This window comes from Proteus sp. LHD240705, from assembly GCF_047921555.1.
In the GTDB taxonomy this organism is placed as follows: Bacteria; Pseudomonadota; Gammaproteobacteria; order Enterobacterales; family Enterobacteriaceae; genus Proteus.
Genome location: NZ_JBLRMI010000004.1, coordinates 71,636 through 96,346, shown reverse-complemented (window position 1 = coordinate 96,346; position 24,711 = coordinate 71,636). Strand labels below are relative to the sequence as shown.

The 24,711-nt window shown below is 37.2% G+C and carries 21 protein-coding genes and 1 pseudogene; 11 read left to right on the top strand and 11 right to left on the bottom strand.

Going from position 1 to position 24,711, the window contains the following annotated elements; genetic code table 11:
- Window positions 1–36 precede the first annotated feature (36 nt).
- Window positions 37–597, bottom strand: coding sequence for a helix-turn-helix domain-containing protein (locus ACNART_RS09495; RefSeq protein ID WP_109373834.1), 561 nt, complete (start codon window positions 595–597; stop codon window positions 37–39).
- Between the two features lie 85 nt (window positions 598–682).
- On the opposite strand from ACNART_RS09495, the gene ACNART_RS09490 reads away from it, so the two are divergent.
- On the top strand, window positions 683–1,345 hold the full coding sequence (locus ACNART_RS09490) for an AzlC family ABC transporter permease (RefSeq protein WP_109373833.1): 663 nt from the start codon (window positions 683–685) through the stop codon (window positions 1,343–1,345).
- Entirely contained in the window at window positions 1,342–1,671 is a 330-nt protein-coding gene (locus tag ACNART_RS09485; RefSeq protein WP_109373832.1) for an AzlD domain-containing protein, read from the top strand. Before ACNART_RS09490 ends, ACNART_RS09485 begins: the two co-directional genes overlap by 4 nt.
- Before the next feature lie 85 nt (window positions 1,672–1,756).
- Here the strand turns inward: ACNART_RS09485 and ACNART_RS09480 are convergent, their stop codons facing one another.
- The 3 genes from ACNART_RS09480 to ACNART_RS09470 form a co-directional block, all read right to left on the bottom strand.
- Window positions 1,757–3,160, bottom strand: a complete 1,404-nt coding sequence (locus ACNART_RS09480) for an ATP-binding protein (protein WP_198625773.1) — start codon at window positions 3,158–3,160, stop codon at window positions 1,757–1,759.
- Window positions 3,161–3,826 (bottom strand): response regulator transcription factor, encoded by a 666-nt coding sequence (locus tag ACNART_RS09475; RefSeq protein ID WP_198619805.1) that lies wholly within the window; start codon window positions 3,824–3,826, stop codon window positions 3,161–3,163.
- 688 nt (window positions 3,827–4,514) lie between these two features.
- Complete coding sequence (locus ACNART_RS09470; protein WP_368927933.1) at window positions 4,515–5,246, bottom strand: hypothetical protein; 732 nt, start codon at window positions 5,244–5,246, stop codon at window positions 4,515–4,517.
- Window positions 5,247–5,408: 162 nt separating this feature from the next.
- Between ACNART_RS09470 and ACNART_RS09465 the strand changes: the two genes are divergently transcribed.
- The 6 genes and pseudogenes from ACNART_RS09465 to ACNART_RS09440 all read left to right on the top strand — a co-directional run bounded on the left by ACNART_RS09465 (window position 5,409) and on the right by ACNART_RS09440 (window position 11,029).
- The gene (locus ACNART_RS09465) at window positions 5,409–5,747 is read left to right on the top strand and encodes a DUF5713 family protein (protein ID WP_109373828.1); all 339 of its coding nucleotides are present in this window, start codon (window positions 5,409–5,411) and stop codon (window positions 5,745–5,747) included.
- Window positions 5,748–5,989: 242 nt separating this feature from the next.
- The gene (locus ACNART_RS09460; protein ID WP_109373827.1) at window positions 5,990–6,268 is read left to right on the top strand and encodes a DUF2798 domain-containing protein; all 279 of its coding nucleotides are present in this window, start codon (window positions 5,990–5,992) and stop codon (window positions 6,266–6,268) included.
- 173 nt (window positions 6,269–6,441) lie between these two features.
- Window positions 6,442–7,522 (top strand): annotated as a pseudogene (locus tag ACNART_RS09455) (NADH:flavin oxidoreductase/NADH oxidase).
- A 255-nt stretch (window positions 7,523–7,777) separates the two neighbouring features.
- Complete coding sequence (locus ACNART_RS09450; RefSeq protein ID WP_198619809.1) at window positions 7,778–8,407, top strand: CatB-related O-acetyltransferase; 630 nt, start codon at window positions 7,778–7,780, stop codon at window positions 8,405–8,407.
- A 406-nt stretch (window positions 8,408–8,813) separates the two neighbouring features.
- Entirely contained in the window at window positions 8,814–10,577 is a 1,764-nt protein-coding gene (locus tag ACNART_RS09445; RefSeq protein ID WP_416303583.1) for a YadA-like family protein, read from the top strand.
- A 134-nt stretch (window positions 10,578–10,711) separates the two neighbouring features.
- Complete coding sequence (locus ACNART_RS09440) at window positions 10,712–11,029, top strand: hypothetical protein (protein ID WP_198619811.1); 318 nt, start codon at window positions 10,712–10,714, stop codon at window positions 11,027–11,029.
- A 229-nt stretch (window positions 11,030–11,258) separates the two neighbouring features.
- Here the strand turns inward: ACNART_RS09440 and ACNART_RS09435 are convergent, their stop codons facing one another.
- The 7 genes from ACNART_RS09435 to ttrS form a co-directional block, all read right to left on the bottom strand.
- On the bottom strand, window positions 11,259–11,669 hold the full coding sequence (locus ACNART_RS09435) for an acyl-CoA thioesterase (RefSeq protein ID WP_023581781.1): 411 nt from the start codon (window positions 11,667–11,669) through the stop codon (window positions 11,259–11,261).
- A gap of 107 nt (window positions 11,670–11,776) precedes the next feature.
- Complete coding sequence (locus ACNART_RS09430) at window positions 11,777–12,556, bottom strand: PhzF family phenazine biosynthesis protein (protein WP_198619812.1); 780 nt, start codon at window positions 12,554–12,556, stop codon at window positions 11,777–11,779.
- A 163-nt stretch (window positions 12,557–12,719) separates the two neighbouring features.
- Complete coding sequence (locus ACNART_RS09425) at window positions 12,720–14,255, bottom strand: peptide MFS transporter (protein ID WP_099075795.1); 1,536 nt, start codon at window positions 14,253–14,255, stop codon at window positions 12,720–12,722.
- A gap of 420 nt (window positions 14,256–14,675) precedes the next feature.
- Window positions 14,676–15,884: a multidrug efflux MFS transporter MdtG gene (mdtG, locus tag ACNART_RS09420; protein ID WP_100160056.1), complete on the bottom strand. Its 1,209-nt coding sequence runs from the start codon at window positions 15,882–15,884 to the stop codon at window positions 14,676–14,678.
- A 272-nt stretch (window positions 15,885–16,156) separates the two neighbouring features.
- Window positions 16,157–17,098 carry a Kdo(2)-lipid IV(A) acyltransferase gene (locus ACNART_RS09415; RefSeq protein WP_198619814.1) on the bottom strand — a complete coding sequence of 314 codons (942 nt, stop codon included), beginning with the start codon at window positions 17,096–17,098 and terminating at the stop codon, window positions 16,157–16,159.
- 74 nt (window positions 17,099–17,172) lie between these two features.
- Window positions 17,173–17,775 carry a tetrathionate respiration response regulator TtrR gene (ttrR, locus tag ACNART_RS09410; RefSeq protein ID WP_075673842.1) on the bottom strand — a complete coding sequence of 201 codons (603 nt, stop codon included), beginning with the start codon at window positions 17,773–17,775 and terminating at the stop codon, window positions 17,173–17,175.
- A gap of 10 nt (window positions 17,776–17,785) precedes the next feature.
- The gene (gene ttrS / locus ACNART_RS09405; RefSeq protein ID WP_198630083.1) at window positions 17,786–19,549 is read right to left on the bottom strand and encodes a tetrathionate respiration histidine kinase TtrS; all 1,764 of its coding nucleotides are present in this window, start codon (window positions 19,547–19,549) and stop codon (window positions 17,786–17,788) included.
- Between the two features lie 177 nt (window positions 19,550–19,726).
- Between ttrS and ttrB the strand changes: the two genes are divergently transcribed.
- From ttrB to ttrA, 3 genes are read left to right on the top strand one after another with little or no spacing between them, the layout of a single operon-like run.
- Window positions 19,727–20,470, top strand: a complete 744-nt coding sequence (ttrB, locus tag ACNART_RS09400) for a tetrathionate reductase subunit TtrB (RefSeq protein ID WP_368927930.1) — start codon at window positions 19,727–19,729, stop codon at window positions 20,468–20,470.
- A complete protein-coding gene (ttrC, locus tag ACNART_RS09395) occupies window positions 20,467–21,495 on the top strand; it encodes a tetrathionate reductase subunit TtrC (RefSeq protein WP_198625768.1) in 1,029 nt (342 codons plus the stop codon). The genes ttrB and ttrC overlap by 4 nt, the downstream gene beginning before the upstream one ends.
- Window positions 21,488–24,568, top strand: a complete 3,081-nt coding sequence (gene ttrA, locus ACNART_RS09390) for a tetrathionate reductase subunit TtrA (protein ID WP_368927929.1) — start codon at window positions 21,488–21,490, stop codon at window positions 24,566–24,568. Before ttrC ends, ttrA begins: the two co-directional genes overlap by 8 nt.
- The last annotated feature ends 143 nt before the right edge of the window (window positions 24,569–24,711 follow it).

Below are 24,711 nucleotides of genomic sequence, written 5' to 3'. Positions count from 1 at the left end.
TTAATTCGTTTTACTATGTTAATTCGTTTTACTATGTTAATTATGATGCTCAATAATCATGACGGCAGTTGTATCTGGCTCTAAAGCTCGTAATACATGAGTGACGTCACCGGGATAGCAAATATAATCACCGGGTTGTAATTCTTGTTGATTATCTAAAGTACCTACCATTGCGCTTCCACTGATAATAATAATATGTTCAGTCACATTTTTACTGTGAGGATCAGAGACTCTATCTTTCCCAGGTTGTGCAATCACGGTGTATATATCGCGCTTTGCGCCTACAGGGCAGGATGAAAGTAAAAAAGCATGATAGTACGCTTTTTCTGCACTAATTTTAAAGCCATCACCTTTACGGATCACCTTAACTTCAGGTTGTGGTGCTGAAATAAGTTGAGAAAAAGGAATATTTAACGCAACACAAATTGCCCAAAGTGTTTCAATACTTGGATTTCCTTGTCCCGCTTCTAATTGAGATAATGTTGATTTTGCAACACCAGCTCGTCTTGCTATTTCAGCAAGTGAAAGACCCGCTTTTTTTCTTTCTCTAGCTAGTGCTTGAGAAATAATTTCAATAGGCGCACAAGGTGATGACATCATAGCTTCCTTCAAAAATCATCTTGCAAAAAAATAAATCGTTCAACATAATGAACGAATGGTTCGATAAAAAATACTATATTCTATGCAAATTAACAGTCGTCTTGATAATAACGTACTTAGAGATATTGTGCTTGTTTCATTAGCTGACGGTATTGTCGGTATCTCTTATGGTGCTTTAGCTCACACACAGGGTTTTGATTTTTGGGTGCCGTTGGTGTTATCCATTTTTGTTTTGGCGGGTGCTTCTGAATTTCTTTTTATTGGCGTTGTGGCAATGGGAGGAAGTGCAATATATGCGGCTCTTGCGGGATTAATGGTGAATGCACGACATATTCCTTTTAGCATGGCAGTAAAGGATTTACCAGGAAAAGGGCTTAAATCATTATTAGGTTTTCATATATTAAATGATGAGAGTGTTGTATTTGGTTTATCTCAACGTACCGCTGAACAAAATAAATTAGCATTTTGGGCTTGTGGGTTAGGAATTTTACTTGTTTGGCCTTTGGGAACCATGCTTGGTGTTTACTTGGGGTCATTTATCGTAGATATAAAGATGCTAGGGCTGGATGCGATGTTTCCAGCTATTATTCTTGCATTAAGTTTGCCAGCATTAAAAAATAAACTAACACGTCATGCTGCAATCATAGGGAGCATTATTGCACTCGTAACCACATTATTCCTTCCTGCTGGAATACCTGTTTTATTATCGCTATTAGGCGTACTGTTTGTGATAAGGAAAATATAATGTCCACAGCTTCTATTATTACAGGAATTATTATTCTTGCTGTTGGTACATACGCCATGCGTCTTTCCGGAATATTGCTCAATAATAAAGCAGGTGTATCAGAGAGGGTTAAAGAGCTCCTCTCATTATCTGCGATTGTTATTCTGTTTTCGGTGGCGATGACATCGACATTTTTTGATGGTGACCAACTTGCTGATATTTCAAAAATTATTGGTGTTGGTGTCGCGGGAGTACTTACTTGGCAGAAAAAGCCCTTTATTATGATTGTGCTTAGTGCAGCAATAGTGACAGCAAGTCTACGTTGGTTAATTAATCTTTGGGGATAACACTCATTAGAGCCTCATCGCGATAAAATAAAAAGGAGGTATAATTACCTCCTTTATTCTGGAACATCGATTATCTATCTATTTATTAATCGTTTTCTGATGATTTAGCTTCTAAAGGTAGAACAATAATAAAGCCAATTCCTTTATTATTCAGTCCTTCAGTAACAATGAGTGATGCTTGAATTTTATTAGCGAGATTTTGTGCAATAGATAGACCTAATCCGCTACCTGTTTCGTTAGAGCCAGGAACGCGATAAAAACGTGAAAATAGAACATTAATATGTTCTTTTGCGACACCAGGGCCATTGTCACGCACGATAACATGTATCCCTTCGGCGTATCGATTCTCAATAGTTACCTCAACTTGGCTACCTTCAGGGCAATATTTTATGGCATTATCAAGCAGATTATTAAATATAGAGAGTAAAGCCTGTTTATCTGTTTTAAGTGTTAAACTTTGGCCTTCATTAAGTGATAACTCAATATTTTTAGTAATCGCATAAGGAACGCGCTGTGCTATTGCATTTCCAATGACGTTATAGATATCAATAGATTCTATTTTTAATGGGAAATCGTCACATTCTAATCGCGCCAGATCAATTAATTGATGAGAAAGTGCTGCTGCTCTATCAAGAGATTGTTTCATATCATCAATAATTTCTTCACGCTCTTGCTGATCATCGACTAAAGAAAGCAGGTGTAATTGAGCAATAACCGCAGCTATTGGTGTTCTTAATTCATGGGCGGCATCGGCCATAAATTGTTTTTCACGAATATTAGCAGCGTCAATTCTTGCCATTAATTGGTTTAGCTCTTTAAAGATAGGGCGAATTTCTTTAAATTGCTGACTGACATTAATAGGCGTTAAATTACGTGGTTTACGATTAGAAATAAGTTCTGCTGCTTGTCTTAAAGGGCGTAAACTAAAATAAGCAGTAATTAAGATTGCAAAAATAACAGTTGCGAGAATAAATAGAAAAGGAACAAAGGTGCCTTCAACAGGGTTACCAATAACATGGCCTCTGTCTTCAACCGATTCACCGATAAACACTTTTATTTTATGTTTTTCTCCCCAGCTAAAAGAGAGTATCCACTTTTCACCTGCGACAGACACTTTTTCTGATGCTAATGAAAGTACTCTTGTAGGGATAGGCAACTCAGGACGATTAGTATAAATCAGAGTATTATTTTCATCTAAGGCAATAAACCACGGTAAATATTGTAGTTCATCATCTTCACCATTAAGCATGGCGTCGATATACATGCCTTGTAAATTATGAGCGACTTCTTTGAGAACTTCAGGCTGGTCAGCAACAATCTCTAAGGTATTAGCAAAACCCTCAGCAATAATTTCTTGCTGTTTGTTATACACTTTTTCGAACTCAGCAAGATAATCAAATTGTATCCAAGCTAACCAAACGCCCCAAAGCATAACGATGGAGATAATCTGAAGGACAATGGTGTAAATAAAGAAGGAGCGGATCTTCATTTAATTAGTTTCTTTTTTTAATAAATAACCTACGCCACGAACCGTGATAATACGTTCTTTGCCTATTTTTCTCCGTAAATTATGCATATGTACTTCAAGGGAATTGCTCTCAATTTTATCGTCTAAACCAAATAAACGCTGTTCCAACTCTGATTTACGCACCACATTATCAGTATTACGCATTAATTCATATAATAGTTGGTATTCTTTACCTGATAATAAAAGCAATTCGTTATTTAAAGTGACTTGATGGTTTGCTGGATTAAGTTGTAAATCGCCAATAGACCATATTTGTGAAGAAAAACCGGCCATTCTACGACTAACCGCTTTTACGCGAGAAATAAGTTCAGGCATAGCAAAAGGCTTTGGTAAAAAATCATCTGCGCCTGAATCTAATGTTTGTACTAAATTATCAATTTGAGTGCGGGCAGTTAAAATAATAATCGGAATTTTCTCGCCACTTTTTCTAAGTGCAATCAGCTCATCTTGCCCATCACCATCAGGTAGACCTAAATCTAATAGCATTAAATCAAAAGGGCGTTGACTTAATTGAACACGAGCATCCGCAAGCAATCTGACCCAACATGGTTGAAAACCAGCAATTTCAAGCCCGCGACAAAGCGCTTTACCGAGTTGTAAATCGTCTTCAACTAATAAAATATTCATAATAATACCTACCTAAAATCGTCTTAAGAAAGTATAAGAGCCAAATAAAAATTGAGCAATATAATAAAATGTAAAGCAAGGTTTGATTAATGAACTCTTAATGTAAGATAAATTTTTATTTAATACGGTTTACTAAAAATAAATGACTAGAATTTTCAGGAATGGATTGAGATAAGTATGCTATTTATTTCATATTTATCACGTTAAGGCATTTAATGTTAAATTTAAAGATCTATTTTAGATAGAATTAGCATAATTAATCTAATGTGAATAATAAATACTTCACTCTATTATGCTAAGGTAACTTAAATACTTTATTTAAGATACTTTAGGTTTAAAAGAGAAGATTATTAAAAATTAACATTGACTAAATAAGTTTTTATATTTAAAACAATATAAATATAAAATATCAATTTTATTGAATAATATAACTATTAAATTTATGTCTTATTCTTTTATTGAAATTGGATAACTGTTTTAATATATCCCTGTTGTGCAACATTTTTATTAGATTTAAATTATTTACTCTATTCATCTATACTCTTGCAGTAAAAATTAACTACTTGAAAGGAATTGATTTTTTAATAAAAGGAATTTACATGAAATTAGATGGTGTTATTTAGTATAAATTAAATCATTCTGTGTCAGAAATGCTCCCAACCCTCTGGGAGCATTTCACATGATGTTATCACTGACAAAGTGAGTTATCCCACAACATTAAGTTAAATGGTAAATTTAATGGCGCCACTAATTCATTCACCGTGGTTTGAAGCTCTGCTTTTGCTTGAATCAGCCTTTGTTTATCTATATCAGGAATAAAGTTATCTTTTGCTGGTAAATCATCTAATGTGTACTCTTCCACCAAAACGCCATTAGCCCAACGTTGAAATAGCCAATAACTTTCTGGCATCAATGTATATTTTGTACCATCAATAATTGTTGTTTTATCTTCCTGATAACGAAAGGAAATAAGCTGATTTGCAATATTATCCCAAATCCAACCTTTGTATGTTCCATCCTCTAATCGATTTATCGACCAATGCATATCATCAGGTTGATAAAAATACAGCTCAGTTAATATAACATAAGGTGTGGTTTTTGTTGATAATGAGGCTTGAATAAGACCATCAGTAAAATAAGAAATATTAAGCGTTTTATTATCAATGTTCAGTCCAATACTGCAAGTATCCCAATGTGTTATTGTTAAACCTTCTTTAGTTGGTTTTTCTGGAATGGAAATCACGGCATCTGTTGCATCATTTTCTGTTGGTAGGTAGTAATGACCTGTAATATATTCACCGTTATTGCCATAGAAGTACCATGTCGCTAAAGGTGAGTTTTGGAAATATTTATTAATGATCAAAAATGAGAGCAGTGCAATCGTCAAAAAAAGAAATATAAATCGTATTTTTTTAGCCATTTTAATTAATTGCCTATTTTCCGTTTGCTGGTCAGAATTCTATAAATTCATAGAAATAAAAGCGAGACATTTAATTAATAAACGTAATATACTTTCCCGTAATTAAGATAATAAGTGCACTTTAATGACCTTAAGATAAATACTTAGATAAGGATATTTTTCATGATTAAAAATAAAGTACTTGCCGCACATTATTTTTTAAAGGGAATGGACAATGATAATTATTATCCAACACACCTTGTAAAGAAAGGGCAAGATTTACTAAAAGCACTTTGTGTAAAAATAGAAGCGACTTCACCTAAAAATTTGGCAGAACTTTATATTCTAACGCAAGAAACAACAGATCAATTTAATGAGTTAGCGGAAGAGTTTTATGAAGAAAATAGCGAAATTGAAACAGTAGCAAGAGAGTGTATTGCTGAGGATTTTTGCGTTATCGCTGATGAATATGGTTTTGAGAATGCTGATATAGAAGAGTTAATTGCAACACGAGATTGGTAGGGAAAAGATGAGAAAACCGTATCGTGTTTTCTCATCTTTCACTAATCTTAATTTTATCAATTATCACCTAAATGATAATGAGAATAATTTAGTTGACAAAGAAATATTTATTAATAAACTAGCTCTCAGTTTGGTCAAAAAGACTCGTAAGCGTTTACGTTAATCAACGCATATAACTTTTTTAGCCTGTTGTATCGGCAGTTATGTGCTGTTGTACAATCGTATTATTGGAGTCTTTATCTATGTCTTTTCATGACAAAAATTACTTTTTAGGTATTCCTAAACTTCCTACTCGAGCAATGATTTTTCTTGTTCCCTTTTTCCTTTCTTTTATCATGTCAGGTATTGTTGCTTTTATTAGTACCGTCAAATCGTTAGGAATGGGAACATACGTTATCTCCCCGTGGTTAACTTCTTGGGGGATCTCTTGGATGATTGCTTTTCCTACTGTTTTATTCGTCTTGCCGATCGCAAGACGCTTTTCACTGTTATTGGTGAAACCAGCCAAATCTAATGATTAATTAAAAAAGAGATCAGCAATTGATGCTGATCTTTTTGTTTTTCACAATGTGAAGTAAACCATCGCCTAAATGAATAAGATCCGATAGCCTTAAACTTGTATATTTAAATGGTATATCGAAAAGCGAAGATATTTTTCTTTGTATAAATTCTTATTGATAGCAGGAGGCTTTAAATGAGTTTGTTGTTCTCCCCTAAAAAACTAGGCCCCCATCAGTTAGATAACCGTATTATCGTTGCACCTATGTGCCAATATTCAGCACAAGAAGGTTACCCGACAGCATGGCACACGATACATTGCATTATCAGGTGCTTCGCTAGTGATTGTTGAAGCAACAGCGGTTGAGCCTAGAGGTCGTATTAGTTATAAAGATTTAGGCATTTGGTCGGATCAACATGGCAGTGAATTAAAAAAACTTGTTGATAATGTTAAGCAATATTCATCTGCAAAAATTGGTATACAGATTGCACATGCAGGACGTAAAGCATCGACCGATGTACCTTGGAATGGCGGAGCGTCATTAGCGCCAGATTCTCCTAATGGATGGCAGAAAGTTGCACCTTCAGAAATTCCTTTTGGAAAGAATCATCAGCCTCATGCTTTGGCTATTGATGAAATTGAAGAAATAAAACAAGCTTTTGTTGATGCTGCGAGAAGAGCGGAGTCAGCAGGATTTGATGTAATTGAGATCCACGGTGCTCATGGATATTTATTGCATGAATTCTTATCTCCATTATCAAATCACAGAACGGATCAATACGGTGGCGATTTTAATAATCGTAGTCGGTTATTAGTGGATGTCTTTGTCGCCGTGAAAAATGCAGTTTCTGATAATGTTTGTGTTGGTGTCAGAATTTCTGCGACAGATTGGGTTGAAGGCGGTTGGGACTTAGAAAGTGCGATTGCGTTAACACAACATCTTGAAGAATTAGGTTGCCATTATATTCATGTTTCTTCTGGTGGATTATCAGAAAAACAAGAAATTAAACTAGGTCCTAATTATCAAGTACCATTTGCTCAAGCAATTTATAATGAAACGCAACTACCTGTTATTACTGTTGGTCTAATTACTGAGCCAGAACAAGCCGAAGCCATTTTACTTACAGAGCAGGCTGATTTTATCGCTTTAGGCCGAGGTATTCTTTATGATCCTCGTTGGCCTTGGCATGCGGCGGAAAAACTCAAACAAACCATAAAAGTGGCGCCTCAATATTTACGTTGTGCGCCTCATGGTAGCAAAGACTTTTTTAAATAGTGATACCAAGCCACGGGGAATAACAGGGTGTTATTCAGGGGAACCGTGGCTTTTTCTTTAATAACCGTTATGATGATGCGCATAAACAGCAAGCATAATTGAATTGCGTTGTAATAATTGGTCGTAAATAAGATGAAAAAAAATCCCTTATTGCTTCAACCAAGGATTGCTTAAGACGATGTGTTTTGAATGCGAACACATCATCAGAGAATTAAGCATTCTTTGATGACTCATTAATTTATTGCGAGTCATATTATGAAAAATAAACATTGGTCGCGTGTAGAATATCTACACGAAACGGTTAAAAATAAAAATATTATCATCAAAGGACAACACAGTTATTACAGTGATTGTTGGGATGAGGGTTTTGAGACCTCTGTTGTTCGCTATCTTTATGGTGATGAAGCTAGTCTGCAATGGGAGCCATTGTGGGAAATTGATAAATTATATGTTGGCGATTATGTCTGCATTGGTGCGCAAGCCGTCATATTAATGGGAGGAAACCATACACATCGTATGGATTGGTTCTCTCTTTATCCTTTTATGGATAAAATTGAAGAGGCATATATTGGTAAAGGTGATACTCATATTCATGATGGTGCATGGATAGGAATGCGTGCAATGATAATGCCTGGTGTGACGGTTGGAGAAGGTGCTATTGTTGCGGCTAATAGCGTTGTTTCCAAAGATGTTGAACCTTATAGCATTGTTGGAGGAACACCCGCACGACACCTTAAATATCGGTTTGAGCCAAAAGTTATTGAGCAACTTTTATCTTTAAAGATTTACCAATGGTCAGAAAAGAAATTTGATGCTCTGAGGCCTTATTTATGCCAATCATCAATTGATAAATTATTAATTGCAGAAGCGAAATTTATTGAGTAAAACAAAATCCCTAAACGTAACCACGTTTAGGGATTTTTACTTAGATACTATTTTAATATAAATTAATCATATCACTAAAAGATAAAAAATAATGTTGTTTTTTATTTGATCTCTATCTCAAATTCCAAAATATTTTAATTTCATTAAAATACTTATTATTTTAATTTTTCATGTTTGTTTTTATTTTTTATTATTTATGCTTTTTCTTTAGTGGTTGATTTTATTTTAAAAATAAAAATTAGTTATTTGTTTTTTTATTAAATTTAAAATCATCTAATGATGTTACTATTTATATTTAATAGAATCGTCAAGAGTTATTAAGTTGTTTTATAAGATATATAATGTGTAAAAAATAAAATACATATTACTCTATATGTGAGTTTATTAATTTTGGAGTGATATAGGTATGGTTTGTAATATAAATTTTAAGATAAAACTATTAGTTATTATATTATTTTCATCTACTTCTTCCTATGCCAATAATACCACGTTATTAGGTGGAAATAGTAAAGCAGATGGTAATGAATCGACCGCGGTTGGATATAATACATGGGCTCATTCAGACCAATCAACCGCAATTGGTGCTAACGCGGGAGCAGAAGGTAAAAATGCAACGGCAATAGGCCATAAAAGTACAGCAATAGGCCATAAAAGTACAGCAATAGGAGATAATGCGATGTCATTGGGAAGTGGTGCAATGGCAATCGGTGACGGTTCTCTTTCTATTGGCTCTCAAGCTTATAGTGAAAATAAAGATTCAATTAGTATAGGGAAAGGGGCAATAAATAATGCTGAAAATGGGGTTATTTTAGGTAGTGGCAGTCGCCTTTCTGATAATGCAGATAATTCAGTTATTATTGGTAGCAAATCTTCAGGATCAGCAAGTAATGCAATTATATTAGGCGATAACAGTAGTAATAATCGCAATAATACATTATCAATCGGTAGTGATAAAAATCAGCGACAAATTATTAATGTCGCAGCAGGTACAGAAGATAACGATGCTGTTAATGTTTCTCAATTAAGAAAAGAAAAAGATAATATTCTTATTGAGGCAGATAAGCGTATTAATGACAATAACCAGAATATTTATAATAGAATTGAGCAAGAAAAAGATCGCATTCTTAAAGAGACAAATAATCAAATAAATGATAATAATAAAATAATAAAAGGCGATATTGCTAAAGCAAATGAGGAGGTGCTAAAAAGAAGTGAAACAAAAGCAAATGAATTAGCCAATAGTGCAGAGAAGAAAGCAAATCAATATACTGATAGTAAAATAGAAAAACATCAAGAGAATACGATTAATTATATCAATGAAGCAAAAAACGAATTTCATATCTATAGTGAAAATAAATATGCTGAAATAAAATCAGGCGTTGAAGATTATACTAATAATCGAGTGGATGAAATGAAAGGTAATATTGAGAAAAACACCAATGATAAAATTACCAAATCTGAAAATAATATTAAAGAATATACCAATAATAGAATTGTTGAAGTTGAGAATAGTGGTAAAGGATACACTGATTTTAAAGTCAATGAACATCATGAAAAAACAGTAGAACATATCAAGAATACCCGAGATGAAATAACATCATTGACAGAAGGGCGAGTTATAAAATCTGAAAAAAATGCCAATAATTATACTGATATAGAAATCAGTAAAATTTCCACAGGTATTGAGGGTGCAATAAATAGAAATAACGAAAAAATTACAAAAGAGCGTGAAAAATATATTACTCAAAAAGGAAATGAATATATCAATATCACCAATACTGTTATCAATGAAAGAGATGAGTCCCTAAGAGAATACATTGATTCGTCAAAAAAAGACTCTATTTCTATTGCGAATGAATATACCAACAATAAGATTAAGAATATCTTTATTGATAATGATGTCGCGCTCAATAATATGGATAACAAAATAGATAAAGCTGACAAAAGGGCAAGTGCAGGTATTGCCTCTGTTGCGGCAATGGCCAATATTCCTTATGTGACTAATCATACTTTTAGTTTAGGTGTGGGAGTGGGTAATTATCGCGATGCTAATGCCCTTGCAACAGGTGCTCAGTATCAAATAACAGAAAGTGCCATTATTCGTGTCTCTGCTTCATGGAATACAGAAGATCGCGGTGTTGTCGGCGGAGGTGTTTCTTATGGTTGGTAAAGCACTTTTATATTGTGCTCAATAGAATGAAAAAATAGAGATAAGGCTGTTTCTTTTTTATCTATCTGCTGGCTTTTATGGCTTGGATTTGAATAATAAAGGTAACAGCCTTTGTTTTCTATAATGAGCAAATTATGATCTTTCTTCATTCGGGTGGTGGCGCTTTTGAAAAACAAACAAGAGTTAATCAGGCCGCAACAGAAAAAGCACAAGAGATTGCTAAAAGTAAGATAAAACAAGTGGTGCAACTTAGATCACTTGCAGACTTTCCTGTTGATATTGAACAGATTGGGGTGATATTACTGATTGAGCCCACTATTGAGTTAGCGCTTGAAGTGGGGCGACAGTATTCACAATCTACGGATATTGTTATTGCTGAAAGTGCAACTGTAGGAAGGAAACTGACTATTTGTCAGATTGAGTTTGCAGTAACAAAAATCTGTGTTCTCTGATTTTTGAACTTAATCAGTTATCCACATTAACTGTGGATAACTCTTGTCCTACATGTTAGTAATCTTATTATCTATTGATTTTGTTGAATATTTTATGTTGATTGAAAAATATCCATTTAAATTAATGTTCTTACTCTTTGTTATTATTCAAAATAATAAATCACATAATAAAATAATGCAGTTTTTAATTAAGAGAGATAAAAAGTATGATAAATCTCTCTATAAGATGTTATTTATCGAATAATGGCGTTGGTTTACCGTCATGATCAACCGCAACGAAATTAAACTGACCATGGATCACTTCTTCACGGCCTTCTGCATACATATCTTCAAGAAAAATAGAAACATTTACCGTCAAACTTGTACGTCCAACACGAATAACTTCACCCACTAATTCAATAATCGTACCCGATGGAATAGGGTGATTAAAATTTATTTTTTCAGTTGAAACCGTCACTAGGCGTTTACGGCTAAAGCGAGTGGCGGTAATAAATGAAACTTCGTCCATCCAAGCTAATGCAGTGCCACCAAAGAGTGTTGAGTGATGATTAGTCGTGGTGGGGAATATGACTTTAGATACACGGGTGACTGAATTTTTAATTTTATCTTGTAGCTCAGGAGATAAGTCAGAGATGGACATAACAATAAAGCCTTCTTCTTTTATACTGTAGGGGAGAAATTCCCCACAGTATAAAATAGAGTAAATTGAAAGCAAAGTAGATGAATGGCTGATTATGCCGTCTGTAATTAAAAGGTTATTTCGCCAGTTAAAAAGAGTGCAGCATCTCCTGTTAGTAAAACGCGATTATCTTTTAATTCACAGTCGATATTTCCACCTCGTTTTGAAACTTGTCTTGCTTGTAACTGTGTTTTATTGAGTTTATTACCCCAAATTGGGGCTAATACACAATGCGATGTGCCTGTAACAGGATCTTCATTCACGCCTTTTACGGGCGCAAAGAAGCGAGAAATAAAGTCAAAAGGAGCATGACCTTTAGCTGTGATAATAACGCCAGGTAAAGGCAACTGTGCGATTTGAGTGAAATCCGGTTGGTAGTTAATGACAGTTTCTGGATCAGATAAAAAGCAAACATAACGATCACGCGCTTGCCAAACTTCATCTATTTGTAATGCTAATTTTTCTTCAAGCGCTGATTTTATATCGTTATTTAATGTCGCGGGTATAGCTGGAAAATTAAGTGTAAAGAGAGAGCCTTGGCAAGAAATAGTGAGCTCACCTGAAAGAGATTGGAATTTAAAGAGCTTATTAGGAGACTGTTTTATCGTTTTCAGTACAAAAGCTGTGGCTAATGTTGCGTGTCCACAAAGAGGAACTTCAATTTTAGGTGTAAACCAACGAATATGATCACCAACTAAAAAAGCGGTTTCAGGTAAATTAATCTCACTAGCAAGTGTAATTAAGGTGTCATCAGGCAACCACTCTTCTAACAAAACGACAGCTGCGGGATTTCCTGAAAAAGGCAGAGAGGAAAAAGCATTAACATAATAAATAGGAAGAACTGTCATCGTATTACCTTAGTGATAAACTACCAATAAATAGAAGGTAATGAGATTAAGTGTTTTAAATATTGGGTGCAATACTTAAAAACAGCGTTACAAATTGTAGGATATAAAAGCAAAAAGCCATGTCTAAGTAATTAGACATGGCTTTAATAATTAACGCATTAGATTAAGCTTGTGCTTTCTCTTTGCTATCTGCACTTTGTAAAAGTTTACGAACTGGAATAATCAGTGCAGCAAGAACAACAGCACAAATAACCAGAGCGATAGAAACATGAGAGAAGAAATCAGGCATTACATCCAGTTTGTCTGGACGGATATTTCCACCCATTAAACCTGCTGCCAAATTACCTAATGCACTTGCACAGAACCATAATCCCATCACCTGACCACGCATTTTAGCAGGCGCTAAAATAGTCATAGTGGCAAGACCAATTGGGCTTAAGCATAATTCACCTAATGTCAGTAATAAGATACTGCCAATTAACCAAAGAGGTGAAACGCCTTGTCCTGTTGCAATAACGCTTTCAGATGCAAACATCATGACGGTAAAGCCACCCGCTGCAAATAAAATACCAATCACAAACTTAGTCATACTGCTTAAATTCATATTCTTACGTGCCATCATTGGCCATAACCAGCTAAATACAGGTGCAAGAATAATAATAAACAGGGCGTTAACAGACTGGAACCAAACTGCTGGGATCTCGAAACCCATAAAGTTTAAGTCAGTATAGTCGTTGGCAAATAAGTTAAATGATGTTGGTTTTTGTTCGAATGCAGACCAGAAAAGGGCTGCTGAAACCAATAAGAGGAAACAAACAAATAAGCGAGAACGGTCACTACTACTTAATCCAGCAAATAGGAATAAATAGATAAAATAAGCGATAACACTACCTGAAATTACATAGACCATAAAGTTAGCCACAACAACTGGGTTAAAAGGAATAACACCAGAAATAATAAGGCCAACAATTGCTATAAGAACGACAGATAACGCTAAGATCCATTGACCGACATTACGACGAACGACGGTTGGGCGATCCCAACTTGAATCTAAACCGACTTCGCTATCAAAGCGACGCATGGTCGGTACTGCGTAAAAGCGGAAAATCAGTAACGCAACAAGCATACCAATCCCACCGATACCAAAGCCCCAATGCCAGCCATAATCACGCACTAAGAAACCCGTGATGAGTGGTGCAATAAATGAGCCCATATTGATACCCATATAAAATAAGGAGAATCCACCATCACGGCGAGTATCATCCCTTTTATATAAGGTTCCTACCATCACAGTTACGCAGGTTTTAAATAGCCCTGTACCCAATACAATCAGTAATAAACCGATAAAGAACAGATCTTGTGACCAAAACGCTGAAAGTGCGATGGATAGGTGCCCTAATGCAATAAAGATAGAGCCATACCATACAGCTAGGCGCTGACCTAACCAGTTATCAGCCAGCCAACCTCCTGGTAGCGATGTTAAATAAACACCGCCTGCGAAAATACCCACAATAGCAGATGCCTGCTCTCTGGGGATTTCCATGCCACCCTCATAAACGGTTGCCGCCATAAATAGAATTAATAATGGGCGAATACCATAGAAAGAAAAGCGTTCCCACATTTCGGTGAAGAAAAGGGAGCTTAATGGATATGGGTGGCCAAAGAAAGTTCGGCTAGATTTTGAGTGAGTAGATTGCATCTTAAATTCCCAAAAAAAACCTCTACAGGTCGTTTGCAAGTAAAAAGAACAAAATATCAGCTAGTGGTGAAACAAAATTATTTCATTCTGTTATCAATACCCACTGCATTTAATTAATATATTTTTAACATACTTTTGTCAGAATTTAGTGACTAAAAGTATATTTAATACTTTATAAACCATTTTTTGGTGCAAAAGTCGATAAAAATCTCATTTTGCAATAGTTAACCTTGCAATTTTTTGAAAAAAGAGGACAAGAAAATTTTATAGGTCTTAACAAATAGGGGGTGGGAATATTCTTAATAAACAATAAATTACAAAAAATAGAATAAAAAAAATAACAATTAGGCCTTTAAATGTAAAAGTGTAATTTTTTGAAGAAAAAAAACTATTAACTAATCTAATTTGTAGATTTTTTGACTACTTTTCTTGTGGTGTTCTAAAGCTTAACCAAGAATAAATTAGATTAAAAAAGACAACGGCTGCGGTGAAATAAAAAACAGCTCTAAATCCATAGCTTGCAGCGACAAAAGCCCCCATTAACGGTCCCGTAACATTTCCAACATCTCTTAGTGCTTGGTTATAGCTGAAAATTCGACCCGCAATAGCAGGGGTAATGTTATAAAGAATAAGCGTTTGTACCGCAGGTAACATGGCTGCGTTGACCGCACCAAGTAAAAAACGTAGCGCGCCAAGTTCCCAATAACTACTGACCAGTGCCATTGGAATTAACATAAAAATAGAGAGTCCGAGGGTAAAAAGAAGGACTTTATCAGGACCAATTCGGTCACCTAATTTACCAAAACGAGGTGCGCTAATAAGTGCAGCAATACCAGGTACAGAGGCGACAACACCACTGATAAAGGCAAGGTTGCTAACTGAACCTGTTAATTCACGAATATAAAGTGTCAAAATAGGCGTAACGGAGCCTGTTGCTACTTGAATGATCATCGTAGTGAAAAATAGGCATACAACGAGTCTTTTATTTTTAAGTGATGAGAATACCTGTTTGGTGGTCAGTGCGTCTTTTTTAGAAACAGGTGTAAAGTTTTCACTGACAAAAAAGAGGGTGACTAAAAAGCAAATAAATAAAACGGCAGAAGTAATAAAGAAGACAGGACGTAAACCATAGAGATCGGCAAGCATACCGCCAATTAAAGGACCTATTAATGCGCCACTTACTGCACCTGTTGAAAGTGTTCCTAATGCCCAGCCGCTTTTTTTAACTGGAACCTGAGTGGCAATTAACGCATTTGCATTCGGAACAAAGCCACCTAATACACCCAGCAAGGCTCGCAATACTAATAATTGCCATATATTTTGAGCAAACCCAATTAATACCATCACAATTGCCATACCAAGGGCAGAACGTAACAGCATTAATTTTCGACCTTTTCTATCTGATAATTTCCCCCAAAAAGGTGCTGCAATGGCAGAAAAAAGGAAAGTAATACTAAATGCAACACCTGTCCAAAGATTAAGCTCTTCGTGATCGGTTATACCCAGTTCTTCTACATATAAAGGAAGAAAGGGCATGATCAAACTAAAACCAGCACCAGTTAAAAAACAGCCAAACCAGACAATATAGAGATTACGTTTCCAAGAGTTATTTCGGGGCTTGAGATCCATGTTACTCCTTTAGCCGAGAACGAGAGAGTAAACCAAGAAAATAGGCTGACAATAACCGTAGCGATGTTGGGCGTGGCAACAACGAGTCGGTTTTCTTATTTTATGATGAATAAGAATATAGCCATGATACAGAATAAGTGCGATAGGTCTTGCTCTTATAATGTGTTTTGCAGGAGTTTACAGCTTATGCTGTTATTGATTTTATTATTGTTATTTCAGTGTATTGCAATATAACAAAGTGGCTGTTTTATTTCAAAACAGCCACTTTGTCGTTAGTGTACTTTCTTTATTTCGTTATATAAGGAAGCGTCACCTTCTGGGCGAGTTTTAAAGCGACGATGTAACCACATATATTGGTCTGGCGCGCGTAAAATCTCTTGTTCAACGACTTTATTCATCGCTCTCGCGGTATTTTCCTCATTATCAGTAGGAAAATCAGCAACAGGTGGCGATATAATTAATTCATAACCCTTGCCTTCAGGTAAGCGTTTTGGGGTAAATGGAATTAATGCGGGCTTGCTCGTTTTTGCCAGAATATAAGTTCCCGTTGTTGTTGCCGCTTTATCAACTGCAAACAAAGGCACAAAAACACTTTTACGAGGACCATAATCATGGTCAGGTGCATACCAAATAATTTCACCTGCTTTTAAACTACGGATCATGCCTTTGACATCTTTTCTGTCAATCATAAATTTATTAGAACGTAATCGACCCCATGTTTGTAGCCAGTCCATAACGGGATTATCGTTAGGGCGATAAACACCAACGCCAGGATTACAAATACCAAAAATCCTAGCACCAAGCTCTAGTGTCAGAAAATGGATCCCAATAAGTAAGATCCCTTGTCCTGAGCCTTTAACCTTTTTGATATTTTCAAGCCCACTGACTTTAAACCAACGTTTGACACGCCACTCTGGCCAAAACCACGCCATACCCGTTTCGAATAATCCCATACCAACAGATTCAAAATTTTTATTAACTAAGGCTTCTCGTTCACTTTTTGGCATCTGTGGAAAACAGAGTTCAAGATTACGTTCCGCTATTTGGACACGTTTTTTTAAAAAAACTTTTGAAAAACGGCCTAGGCGCGTACCTAGCCAATAAATGACAGGATAAGGAAGGAGAACCAGAATATAGAGTAATCCGATCCCGAACCAAGTCAGCCAATATTTAGGATGCAAAAATGATTTTTTAAATGGAGGTGACTTTATCATAAGCCTATCTATTTACTATTTTTCCAATGAATATCTTATATTGTGACACTTTTTAGCGCAGATAAGAAATTTTGTCATAAATTAGGTGAAATTATTTCGATACCTTGTAATGCCGTCACCAATTCGGCAATATTTTTAGCTGCCATTTTGTCCATCACTTTTGCTCGATGAACTTCGACAGTTCTTATTGAAACACAAGCAACTTCCGCAATTTCTCGGTTCATTAATCCTTGTATAACATAATAGGCAATGTCTTTTTCTCTTGGGGTTAATGAAGCATAACGGCGACGAATATCATGGGCGGTAAAACGCGTATTGGTTTCAAGAAATGCTGCATCTAAAGCAGATAACAACGCATTGCTATCAACGGGTTTTTGTAGAAAGTCGATAGCTCCTTTTTTGATCTCTTCAACTGCCATGGGGATATCGCCATGACCAGTTAAAAAAATCACAGAAAGGGTGCTGTGCTTATCAATTAAATGCTGGTGGACTTGCCTGCCATCGGGTTTTGGCATTCTCATATCTAACAATACAACACCTTGCTGATAGAGATTGACATTGTTGATAAAGAACTCGCTATCATTCCAGACATGGGCTGAATAACCTAAGCTTTCTAATAAAAACTGACAAGCATCAGTGACAGCAAGATCATCATCAACAAGATGAATTGTTGGCATTTTTTCTCCGTTATTTATTTTTGTTAGGGAAAATAAGTGTGATTTTTATTCCAACTTTATTTTGTTCATTCTTTTGGTTTTCAATATGAATATCAGCACCTTGAGAAAGCAATAAACGTTGGCAAATCACCAAACCTAACCCAAGTCCTTCCGTTTTTGTTGTTTGGAATGGGGAAAAGGGCTGTTCAAGTTGGCTGTGGCTCATTCCACCTGCATCATCTTCAATGACTATAAGTAACCTATCAGGAGCCTTATGGGTGCTAATTTTTAGTTCGTTAGCGCCAGCTTGGAGACTGTTGGTGATTAAATTCGATAAAATTTGCTCTAATAATGTTTCGGGTAAACACAGGGTATCATGTTCATCAATATGGGTGATCAGTGAAACCTGTGGGTATTTGTCTTCTACGCGTAAAAGCTTCCAAATATGTTGGATACACTCTGCAATACTTTGATGAGAAAGCAAAATGGTATCAGTATTAGGTGTTTGTTTTCCAACCCATAAGCGTAGATTTCTAATGATATCAGCGCCGCGTTGCGCCTGCTTATCTATTTGTTGCAATGCAGGTAGCAATGGGTGCGATTCATTCTCTCTTTTGAGGCGAATAACGCTCCCTTGCGCATAGCTTTTAATAGCAGAAAGTGGCTGATTAAGCTCATGAGCAAATCCTGATGCCATTTCTCCCAATATATTTAAGCGTTGAGCGTGTTCTAACTCTTCCTTTTGCTGTCTTAATCGATTGTGAGCGTGTTCCAGTTGGCGACTACGACGCCTAACTAAATAGCTGATCCAGACTTGGTTTAGGATGAGAAAAAGGATAGCCGCCAATGAAAGACCAATAATAAATTGGTGCTGAATAGCCCAACTTTGCGCATCTTGCCAAAGCTGTCTTTGGCGAGGATGTTGGTTGACTTCCCTTAATAGCTTTTCAACTTGTGTATGTGAAGCAGGGGCTCCCCATTTCATCGGTTTACTATCATCGGTGAGTAAAACGCGAGTGACTTTATCAACAAGTTCATCAGGTACGGTATCTAGTGCTGCGAATGACCAATTAGGGTAGAGCGGTGTACTGGTTAAACATGGCGTATTGGTTTGATAGGAAATCAAGGGGCGGTAATCACTTTTACGAATAAGCCCTTCGCTATCCATATTTTCCAGTAAACAGACGGGAATAATTGCCGCATTAATATCCTCATCTCGTAATAGATAAAGTAAAGCATCCGCCGGAAAACCCGTGAAACGCAATGTGAAATCTTTATCAGGATCAATTCCGTCTTCTCGTAGCGCTTTGTAACCTAAAAGATAGCCGCCAAAGGCATCAGGGGCAATGGCGCCAACGCGTTTTCCGATTAATTCATGTGCAGAAGTAATCGGGCTATCGTTACGGACGAGAATTAGGCTACCAATGACATTTCGTGTCGTGTTATCAGGCTCATAGCCAGAACGTAAAGAGAGCAACCAGCGTAATGGAAATGCATTATCTAATTGAATAAATTGCGCAGGATTTGTGAGTAAGAAATCAACACTTTTCTTCGCAACTGCTAATTTCATCTCCTCCAGATTTAATGGCATTAACACAAAGTTTTCTGACGGAAATTGTTCATTTAATGTATCAACAAGTGGATGCCAGTGTCTTTGAGTGGACGCATCACCACGTAGTGCTAAAACACCGATTGTCCACTCTTTTGCTGTGGCTTGTAGAGGAAGTACAAAAAAGAGCAGCAATAACCCGATACTTACTGCGTTTCTTATCCCAATTGTCTGTTTTATCGTCATAAATATCTAATGTTAAATATTGTCTTGGATCAAGTTCGCACTTGGTATGTGGTAAACCACAATAGGTGTCATCTTCAGTAATTTTTACAATGCACTTATAACAAAACACATACTTTTTAATTTCTATTTCCTTCACTCATAGTGAGATTGTGTTATTGAGTGATGCTGGAGACAAATATGGATCTTGGAAAACGAAAATTTTTACAACAATTAGGAGTCCTTACTGCGGGTGCTTCACTGGTTCCTTTAGCTGAAGCCGGCATTAAATTATCACCTGAGCGTCGTGAGGGCTCGGAAGATAAACGCTACGGTATGCTGATTGATTTACGCCGTTGTGTAGGATGCCAGTCCTGTACTGTGAGCTGCAACATCGAAAATCAGACGCCTCAAGGACAATTTAGGACGACAGTAAACCAATATCAGGTTGCTATCAAGGGGCAAGAAGGGATAACCAACGTCTTACTGCCTAGATTGTGTAACCATTGTGATGAACCACCTTGTGTGCCAGTTTGTCCTGTTCAAGCGACTTTCCAACGTAAAGACGGCATTGTCGTCGTTGATAATGAACGTTGTGTTGGTTGTGCTTATTGTGTTCAAGCATGTCCTTATGACGCACGTTTTATTAATCACTCAACACAAACAGCAGATAAATGCACTTTCTGTGCACATCGCCTTGAAGTTGGATTATTGCCTGCGTGCGTTGAATCTTGTGTTGGCGGTGCTCGTATTATCGGCGATATGAAAGATCCTAATAGCACTATCAGCAAAATGCTACGTACACATGAAAAAGAGCTTAAAGTATTAAAACCAGAAAGCGGTACATTGCCACAAGTTTTCTATCTCGGCCTCAATGATGCATTTGTACAACCGTTAGCAGGTCAAGGACAACCCGCATTATGGCAGCAGGAGGTTCACTCATGATCCCGCAAATTTCTCAAATTCAAGAAGTCATCGCGATCCCTCAAGAATATTTTTGGTTACCTTGGGCTGTGCAATATTTCTTTTTTATCGGTATTGCTTGTAGTGCAACGCTTTATGCGTGCTGGCAGTGCTGGAAAGGCGGTGCAGGTAATCAACGTTTAGAAGCGGTTGCTGTCTTTATTGCGGTAACAGCTGGCATTACAGCACCTCTTGCTTTAACGGCAGATTTACACCAAACAGCACGCGTGTGGCACTTCTATGCTTATCCAACACCGTGGTCTTGGATGGCATGGGGATCACTATTACTGCCATTGTTCTCAGTATTTAGCATGCTTTACTTTGCTGCGATGGTCGTTCGTTTAGTCTGGAAGCGTGAATACAAATTAACTCGTTGGGTAGCATTAGCTTGCTCATTAACTGCGATTGGTTTGTTGTTATATACAGGCCGCGAAGCCTCTATCTTAAAAGCAAGGCCTGTGTTGTATACCTACTGGTTACCAATACTGTTGTTCTTTAGTGCAATGCAAGTACTACCGACATTACTCGCATTAGGCACACGTCGTGAACCTGTACATCAGCGTGAATTAGCGATGTGGTTTGTGAGTTCACTGATGTTATTAGCAGTATGTACGGGCTTTTGGGTTGCAGGCGATACGATTTCAGGTCAGGCAATTAGAGAACAATTAGTAATGGGAAGCCTTGGCTGGTGGAGTGCCATGGGCGTTATCGTACTATGGGGTATCTCTGTTGCGATGGGACTTTTGATGGCAAAACAAGTACGTTCGGTTGCGTTTATTACCATCATGGCATTTGTATCAATGGGACTTGCGTGGGTATTACGTTGGTTGATGTTGATGGGTGCTCAATACATTCCAAAATATAACATAATTACAAACCCTTATGAGTTTACGCTAGGTAATGATGGATTGATGGCAATTGTTGGTACATTTGGATTGTGGATAGCGTTAACTATTTTATTTAGAGAAAGTATTCGTTGGGTTGTCAGGAGAGTGCAGCATGGCTAAGTTTACAAGACGTCAATGGCTTAAAGGTGGGTTAGTTATCGGTGGTATTGCCGCATTTGCTGCCAGCTACCGTGATGTTGCTAAACGTGCCATAGATGGTTTAGTTGATGGCACATCAGGTAAAGTGACACTTGATAGGATCAACGGAAACTCGTTATTACCTGAAGGTAAAGTTGTAAAAGACGCAAAATGGCAAGCGAATACAGATCAATCTGTTTGTATGACGCAATGCTTTGGTTGCTGGACACAATGCGGCGTTCGTGCCCGTGTTGATAGAGCCAATAATAAAGTTTTACGTATTGCAGGTAATCCTTATCACCCACTTTCTCATGATCATCATTTTGGCTATAACATGCCAATTAAAGAAGCATTTGAAAAAATGGGTGGTGAAAGTGGTTTAGAAAACCGCTCTACGGCGTGTGCTCGTGGTGCAACCATGATGGAAAGCCTTGATAGCCCAACACGTATCCTTGAGCCGATGAAACGCGTGGGTAAACGCGGTGAAGGTAAATGGAAACGCATTAGTTTTGAGCAGTTGATCCAAGAAATTGTTGAAGGTGGCGATCTCTTTGGTGAAGGCCATGTTGATGGCTTACGCGCCATTCGTGATTTAGAGACTTTAATCGATCCAAAGCAACCGGCTTTAGGCCCTAAAGCTAATCAATTATTAATGACAAATGCGGGTGATGATGGTCGAGATACGTTTATTCGTCGCTTTGCTCAAAACTCATTTGGTAGTAAAAACTTTGGTGCTCATGGCTCTTATTGTGGATTGGCGTACCGTGCTGGCTCTGGTGCGTTAATGAACGATTTAGATAAAAACGCCCACGTTAAGCCTGACTGGGATTACGTTGAATTTGCACTATTTTTAGGAACATCACCAGCACAATCAGGTAACCCATTTAAGCGTCAAGGTCGTCAGTTAGCTAACGCACGAATTCGTGATTCGTTTAACTATGTGGTTGTTGCACCTGCTTTACCTTTAACAACAACATTAGCTAACGATCATGGGCATTGGGTTCCAGTTCAACCGGGAACGGATGCCGCTTTAGTTATGGGGATGATCCGCTGGATCATTGAAAACAATCGCTACAATGCAGAATATCTGTCAGTACCAAGCGAAGTTTCAATGAAAAATATGGGGGAGAAGAGCTGGACGAATGCGACTCACCTTGTGATCAGTGATGAAAAACATCCTTTGTCAGGGCAAATGCTGACAACTGCACATTTTAATGATGTTGCAGAAGGGGAAGAGCAAACCTTGGTTTTATCACTTGAAGGTGAATTAGTTCCATCGACCCAAGTTAATAAAGCACAATTGTTTGCTACGCATACTGTGACATTAAAAACGGGTGCTACCGTTACGGTTAAATCAAGTTTCCAATTACTTGATGAAGCGGCTAAACGTATGACACTGGCAGAATATAGTGAGCGTTGTAAAGTACCAGAAACAACAATCGCTGCATTAGGTCGTGAATTTACCGCTTATGGACGAAAAGCGGCGGTTATCTCTCATGGCGGTATGATGGGCGGTAATGGTTTCTATACTGCATGGAGCGTGATTATGCTGAATGCGCTAATAGGTAACTTAAACCTTAAAGGTGGAGTATCTGTTGGTGGCGGTAAGTTTAATGGTGCAACCGATGGGCCATGTTACAAAATGGATAGCTTTAAAGGTAAAGTTAAACCAAAAGGCATGGTGTTATCACGCAGCAAAGCAGCCTATGAGAAATCTGATGAATACCGTGAGCGTATAGAGAAAGGGGGATCCCCATATCCAGCAAAAGCACCTTGGTATCCGTTTGCTGCTGGACAATTAACTGAGCAGCTAGGCTCTGCATTAGCAGGTTATCCTTATTCATTAAAAGCATGGATAACGAATATGACCAACCCTATTTATGGGATTGCGGGTATTCGCCAAGTGATGGAAGAGCGCTTGAAAGATCCGAAGCACCTACCTTTGATTATTGGTATTGATGCTTTTATGAATGAAACAACAGCGCTGGCAGATTATATTGTTCCTGATACACATAACTTTGAGAGTTGGGGATTTAGTGCGCCTTGGTCTGGTGTTCAAACTAAAGCAAGTACAGCACGCTGGCCGATTGTTGAACCTCGTGTTGCAAAAACAGCTGATGGTCAGCCAATTTCAATGGAAGCATTCTGTATTGCTGTTGCAAAAGCCTTAGATTTGCCAGGCTTTGGTGAGAAAGCAATCGAAGATATGGATGGTAACTTCTATCCAATCAATAGTGCAGAAGATTACTATTTACGCGTTGCCGCTAATATGGCGTTTATGGGGGAAAAACCTGTTGCCCCTGCAACCAATGAAGATATTTTATTAAGTGGTGTAGACCGTATTTTACCTGCGATAACATCAACATTAAAAAATGAAGAAGTTCTTCAAGTTGCCTATATCTATACACGAGGCGGTCGTTTTGCCCCTTATGACAAAGCGTGGAATGGTGAAGAAACTGGACCTCAGTGGAAAAAACCATTACAAATCTGGAATGAAGAAGTGGCTAAAAACCATCATGCAATAACAGGTGAACGTTATAGTGGTTGCCCGACTTATTATCCACCACGTTTATCGGATGGTAGTGATATTCATCAGCATTATCCTGAAGAGCAGTGGCCATTAAAATTAATGTCCTTTAAGTCTCATGTGGTGAGTAGTTCAACAGGCATGATCCAGCGTTTAAGAATGGTAAAACCGAGTAACTTAGTCGCAATTAATCCTCAAGATGGTAAAAAATGGGGGGTTAATCATGGTGATAAAGTTCGCATTGTTACACCCGGTGGACAAGTGGAAGCTGAGATTAGTTTACTTGATGGCGTAATGCCGGGCGTTTTAGCGATTGAACATGGATATGGGCATCAAGAGTTAGGCTCTCGTCAGCATTATTTAGATGAACAACCATTACCGATGGATAAAGGCATTGGCAACGGTATCAACCTTAATGATTTAGGGTTTGCTGATCCAACACGTCAAATCACTAATACATGGTTAGATTGGGTATCTGGTGCATCTGTGCGTCAAGGTTTACCAGCTAAGATTGAGCGCATAGCTTAATTATCGATTTGGTATTTTAAATAATCACTTCACTCTTTATTAAAAGAAGAGTGAAGTGATTGCATAACAAATCAGTTTTACTTTATCTTTTATAAGATAGAGCTATATCAGTTTAATTATTTTAATATCATATGTATCCTACA

Excerpts from the sequence above, each read along its gene's own strand:
- ACNART_RS09435 (WP_023581781.1), bottom strand. The coding sequence starts at position 11,669 with ATGTCCATCTCTGACTTATCTCCTGAGCTACAAGATAAAATTAAAAAT.
- ACNART_RS09425 (WP_099075795.1), bottom strand. The coding sequence starts at position 14,255 with ATGCAATCTACTCACTCAAAATCTAGCCGAACTTTCTTTGGCCACCCA.
- ACNART_RS09440 (WP_198619811.1), top strand. The coding sequence starts at position 10,712 with ATGATCTTTCTTCATTCGGGTGGTGGCGCTTTTGAAAAACAAACAAGA.
- mdtG (WP_100160056.1), bottom strand. The coding sequence starts at position 15,884 with ATGGATCTCAAGCCCCGAAATAACTCTTGGAAACGTAATCTCTATATT.
- ttrB (WP_368927930.1), top strand. The coding sequence starts at position 19,727 with ATGGATCTTGGAAAACGAAAATTTTTACAACAATTAGGAGTCCTTACT.
- ACNART_RS09415 (WP_198619814.1), bottom strand. The coding sequence starts at position 17,098 with ATGATAAAGTCACCTCCATTTAAAAAATCATTTTTGCATCCTAAATAT.
- ttrS (WP_198630083.1), bottom strand. The coding sequence starts at position 19,549 with ATGACGATAAAACAGACAATTGGGATAAGAAACGCAGTAAGTATCGGG.
- ACNART_RS09445 (WP_416303583.1), top strand. The coding sequence starts at position 8,814 with ATGGTTTGTAATATAAATTTTAAGATAAAACTATTAGTTATTATATTA.
- ACNART_RS09465 (WP_109373828.1), top strand. The coding sequence starts at position 5,409 with ATGATTAAAAATAAAGTACTTGCCGCACATTATTTTTTAAAGGGAATG.
- ACNART_RS09490 (WP_109373833.1), top strand. The coding sequence starts at position 683 with ATGCAAATTAACAGTCGTCTTGATAATAACGTACTTAGAGATATTGTG.
- ACNART_RS09470 (WP_368927933.1), bottom strand. The coding sequence starts at position 5,246 with ATGGCTAAAAAAATACGATTTATATTTCTTTTTTTGACGATTGCACTG.
- ACNART_RS09475 (WP_198619805.1), bottom strand. The coding sequence starts at position 3,826 with ATGAATATTTTATTAGTTGAAGACGATTTACAACTCGGTAAAGCGCTT.
- ACNART_RS09430 (WP_198619812.1), bottom strand. The coding sequence starts at position 12,556 with ATGACAGTTCTTCCTATTTATTATGTTAATGCTTTTTCCTCTCTGCCT.
- ttrA (WP_368927929.1), top strand. The coding sequence starts at position 21,488 with ATGGCTAAGTTTACAAGACGTCAATGGCTTAAAGGTGGGTTAGTTATC.
- ACNART_RS09450 (WP_198619809.1), top strand. The coding sequence starts at position 7,778 with ATGAAAAATAAACATTGGTCGCGTGTAGAATATCTACACGAAACGGTT.
- ACNART_RS09495 (WP_109373834.1), bottom strand. The coding sequence starts at position 597 with ATGTCATCACCTTGTGCGCCTATTGAAATTATTTCTCAAGCACTAGCT.
- ACNART_RS09480 (WP_198625773.1), bottom strand. The coding sequence starts at position 3,160 with ATGAAGATCCGCTCCTTCTTTATTTACACCATTGTCCTTCAGATTATC.
- ttrC (WP_198625768.1), top strand. The coding sequence starts at position 20,467 with ATGATCCCGCAAATTTCTCAAATTCAAGAAGTCATCGCGATCCCTCAA.
- ACNART_RS09460 (WP_109373827.1), top strand. The coding sequence starts at position 5,990 with ATGTCTTTTCATGACAAAAATTACTTTTTAGGTATTCCTAAACTTCCT.
- ttrR (WP_075673842.1), bottom strand. The coding sequence starts at position 17,775 with ATGCCAACAATTCATCTTGTTGATGATGATCTTGCTGTCACTGATGCT.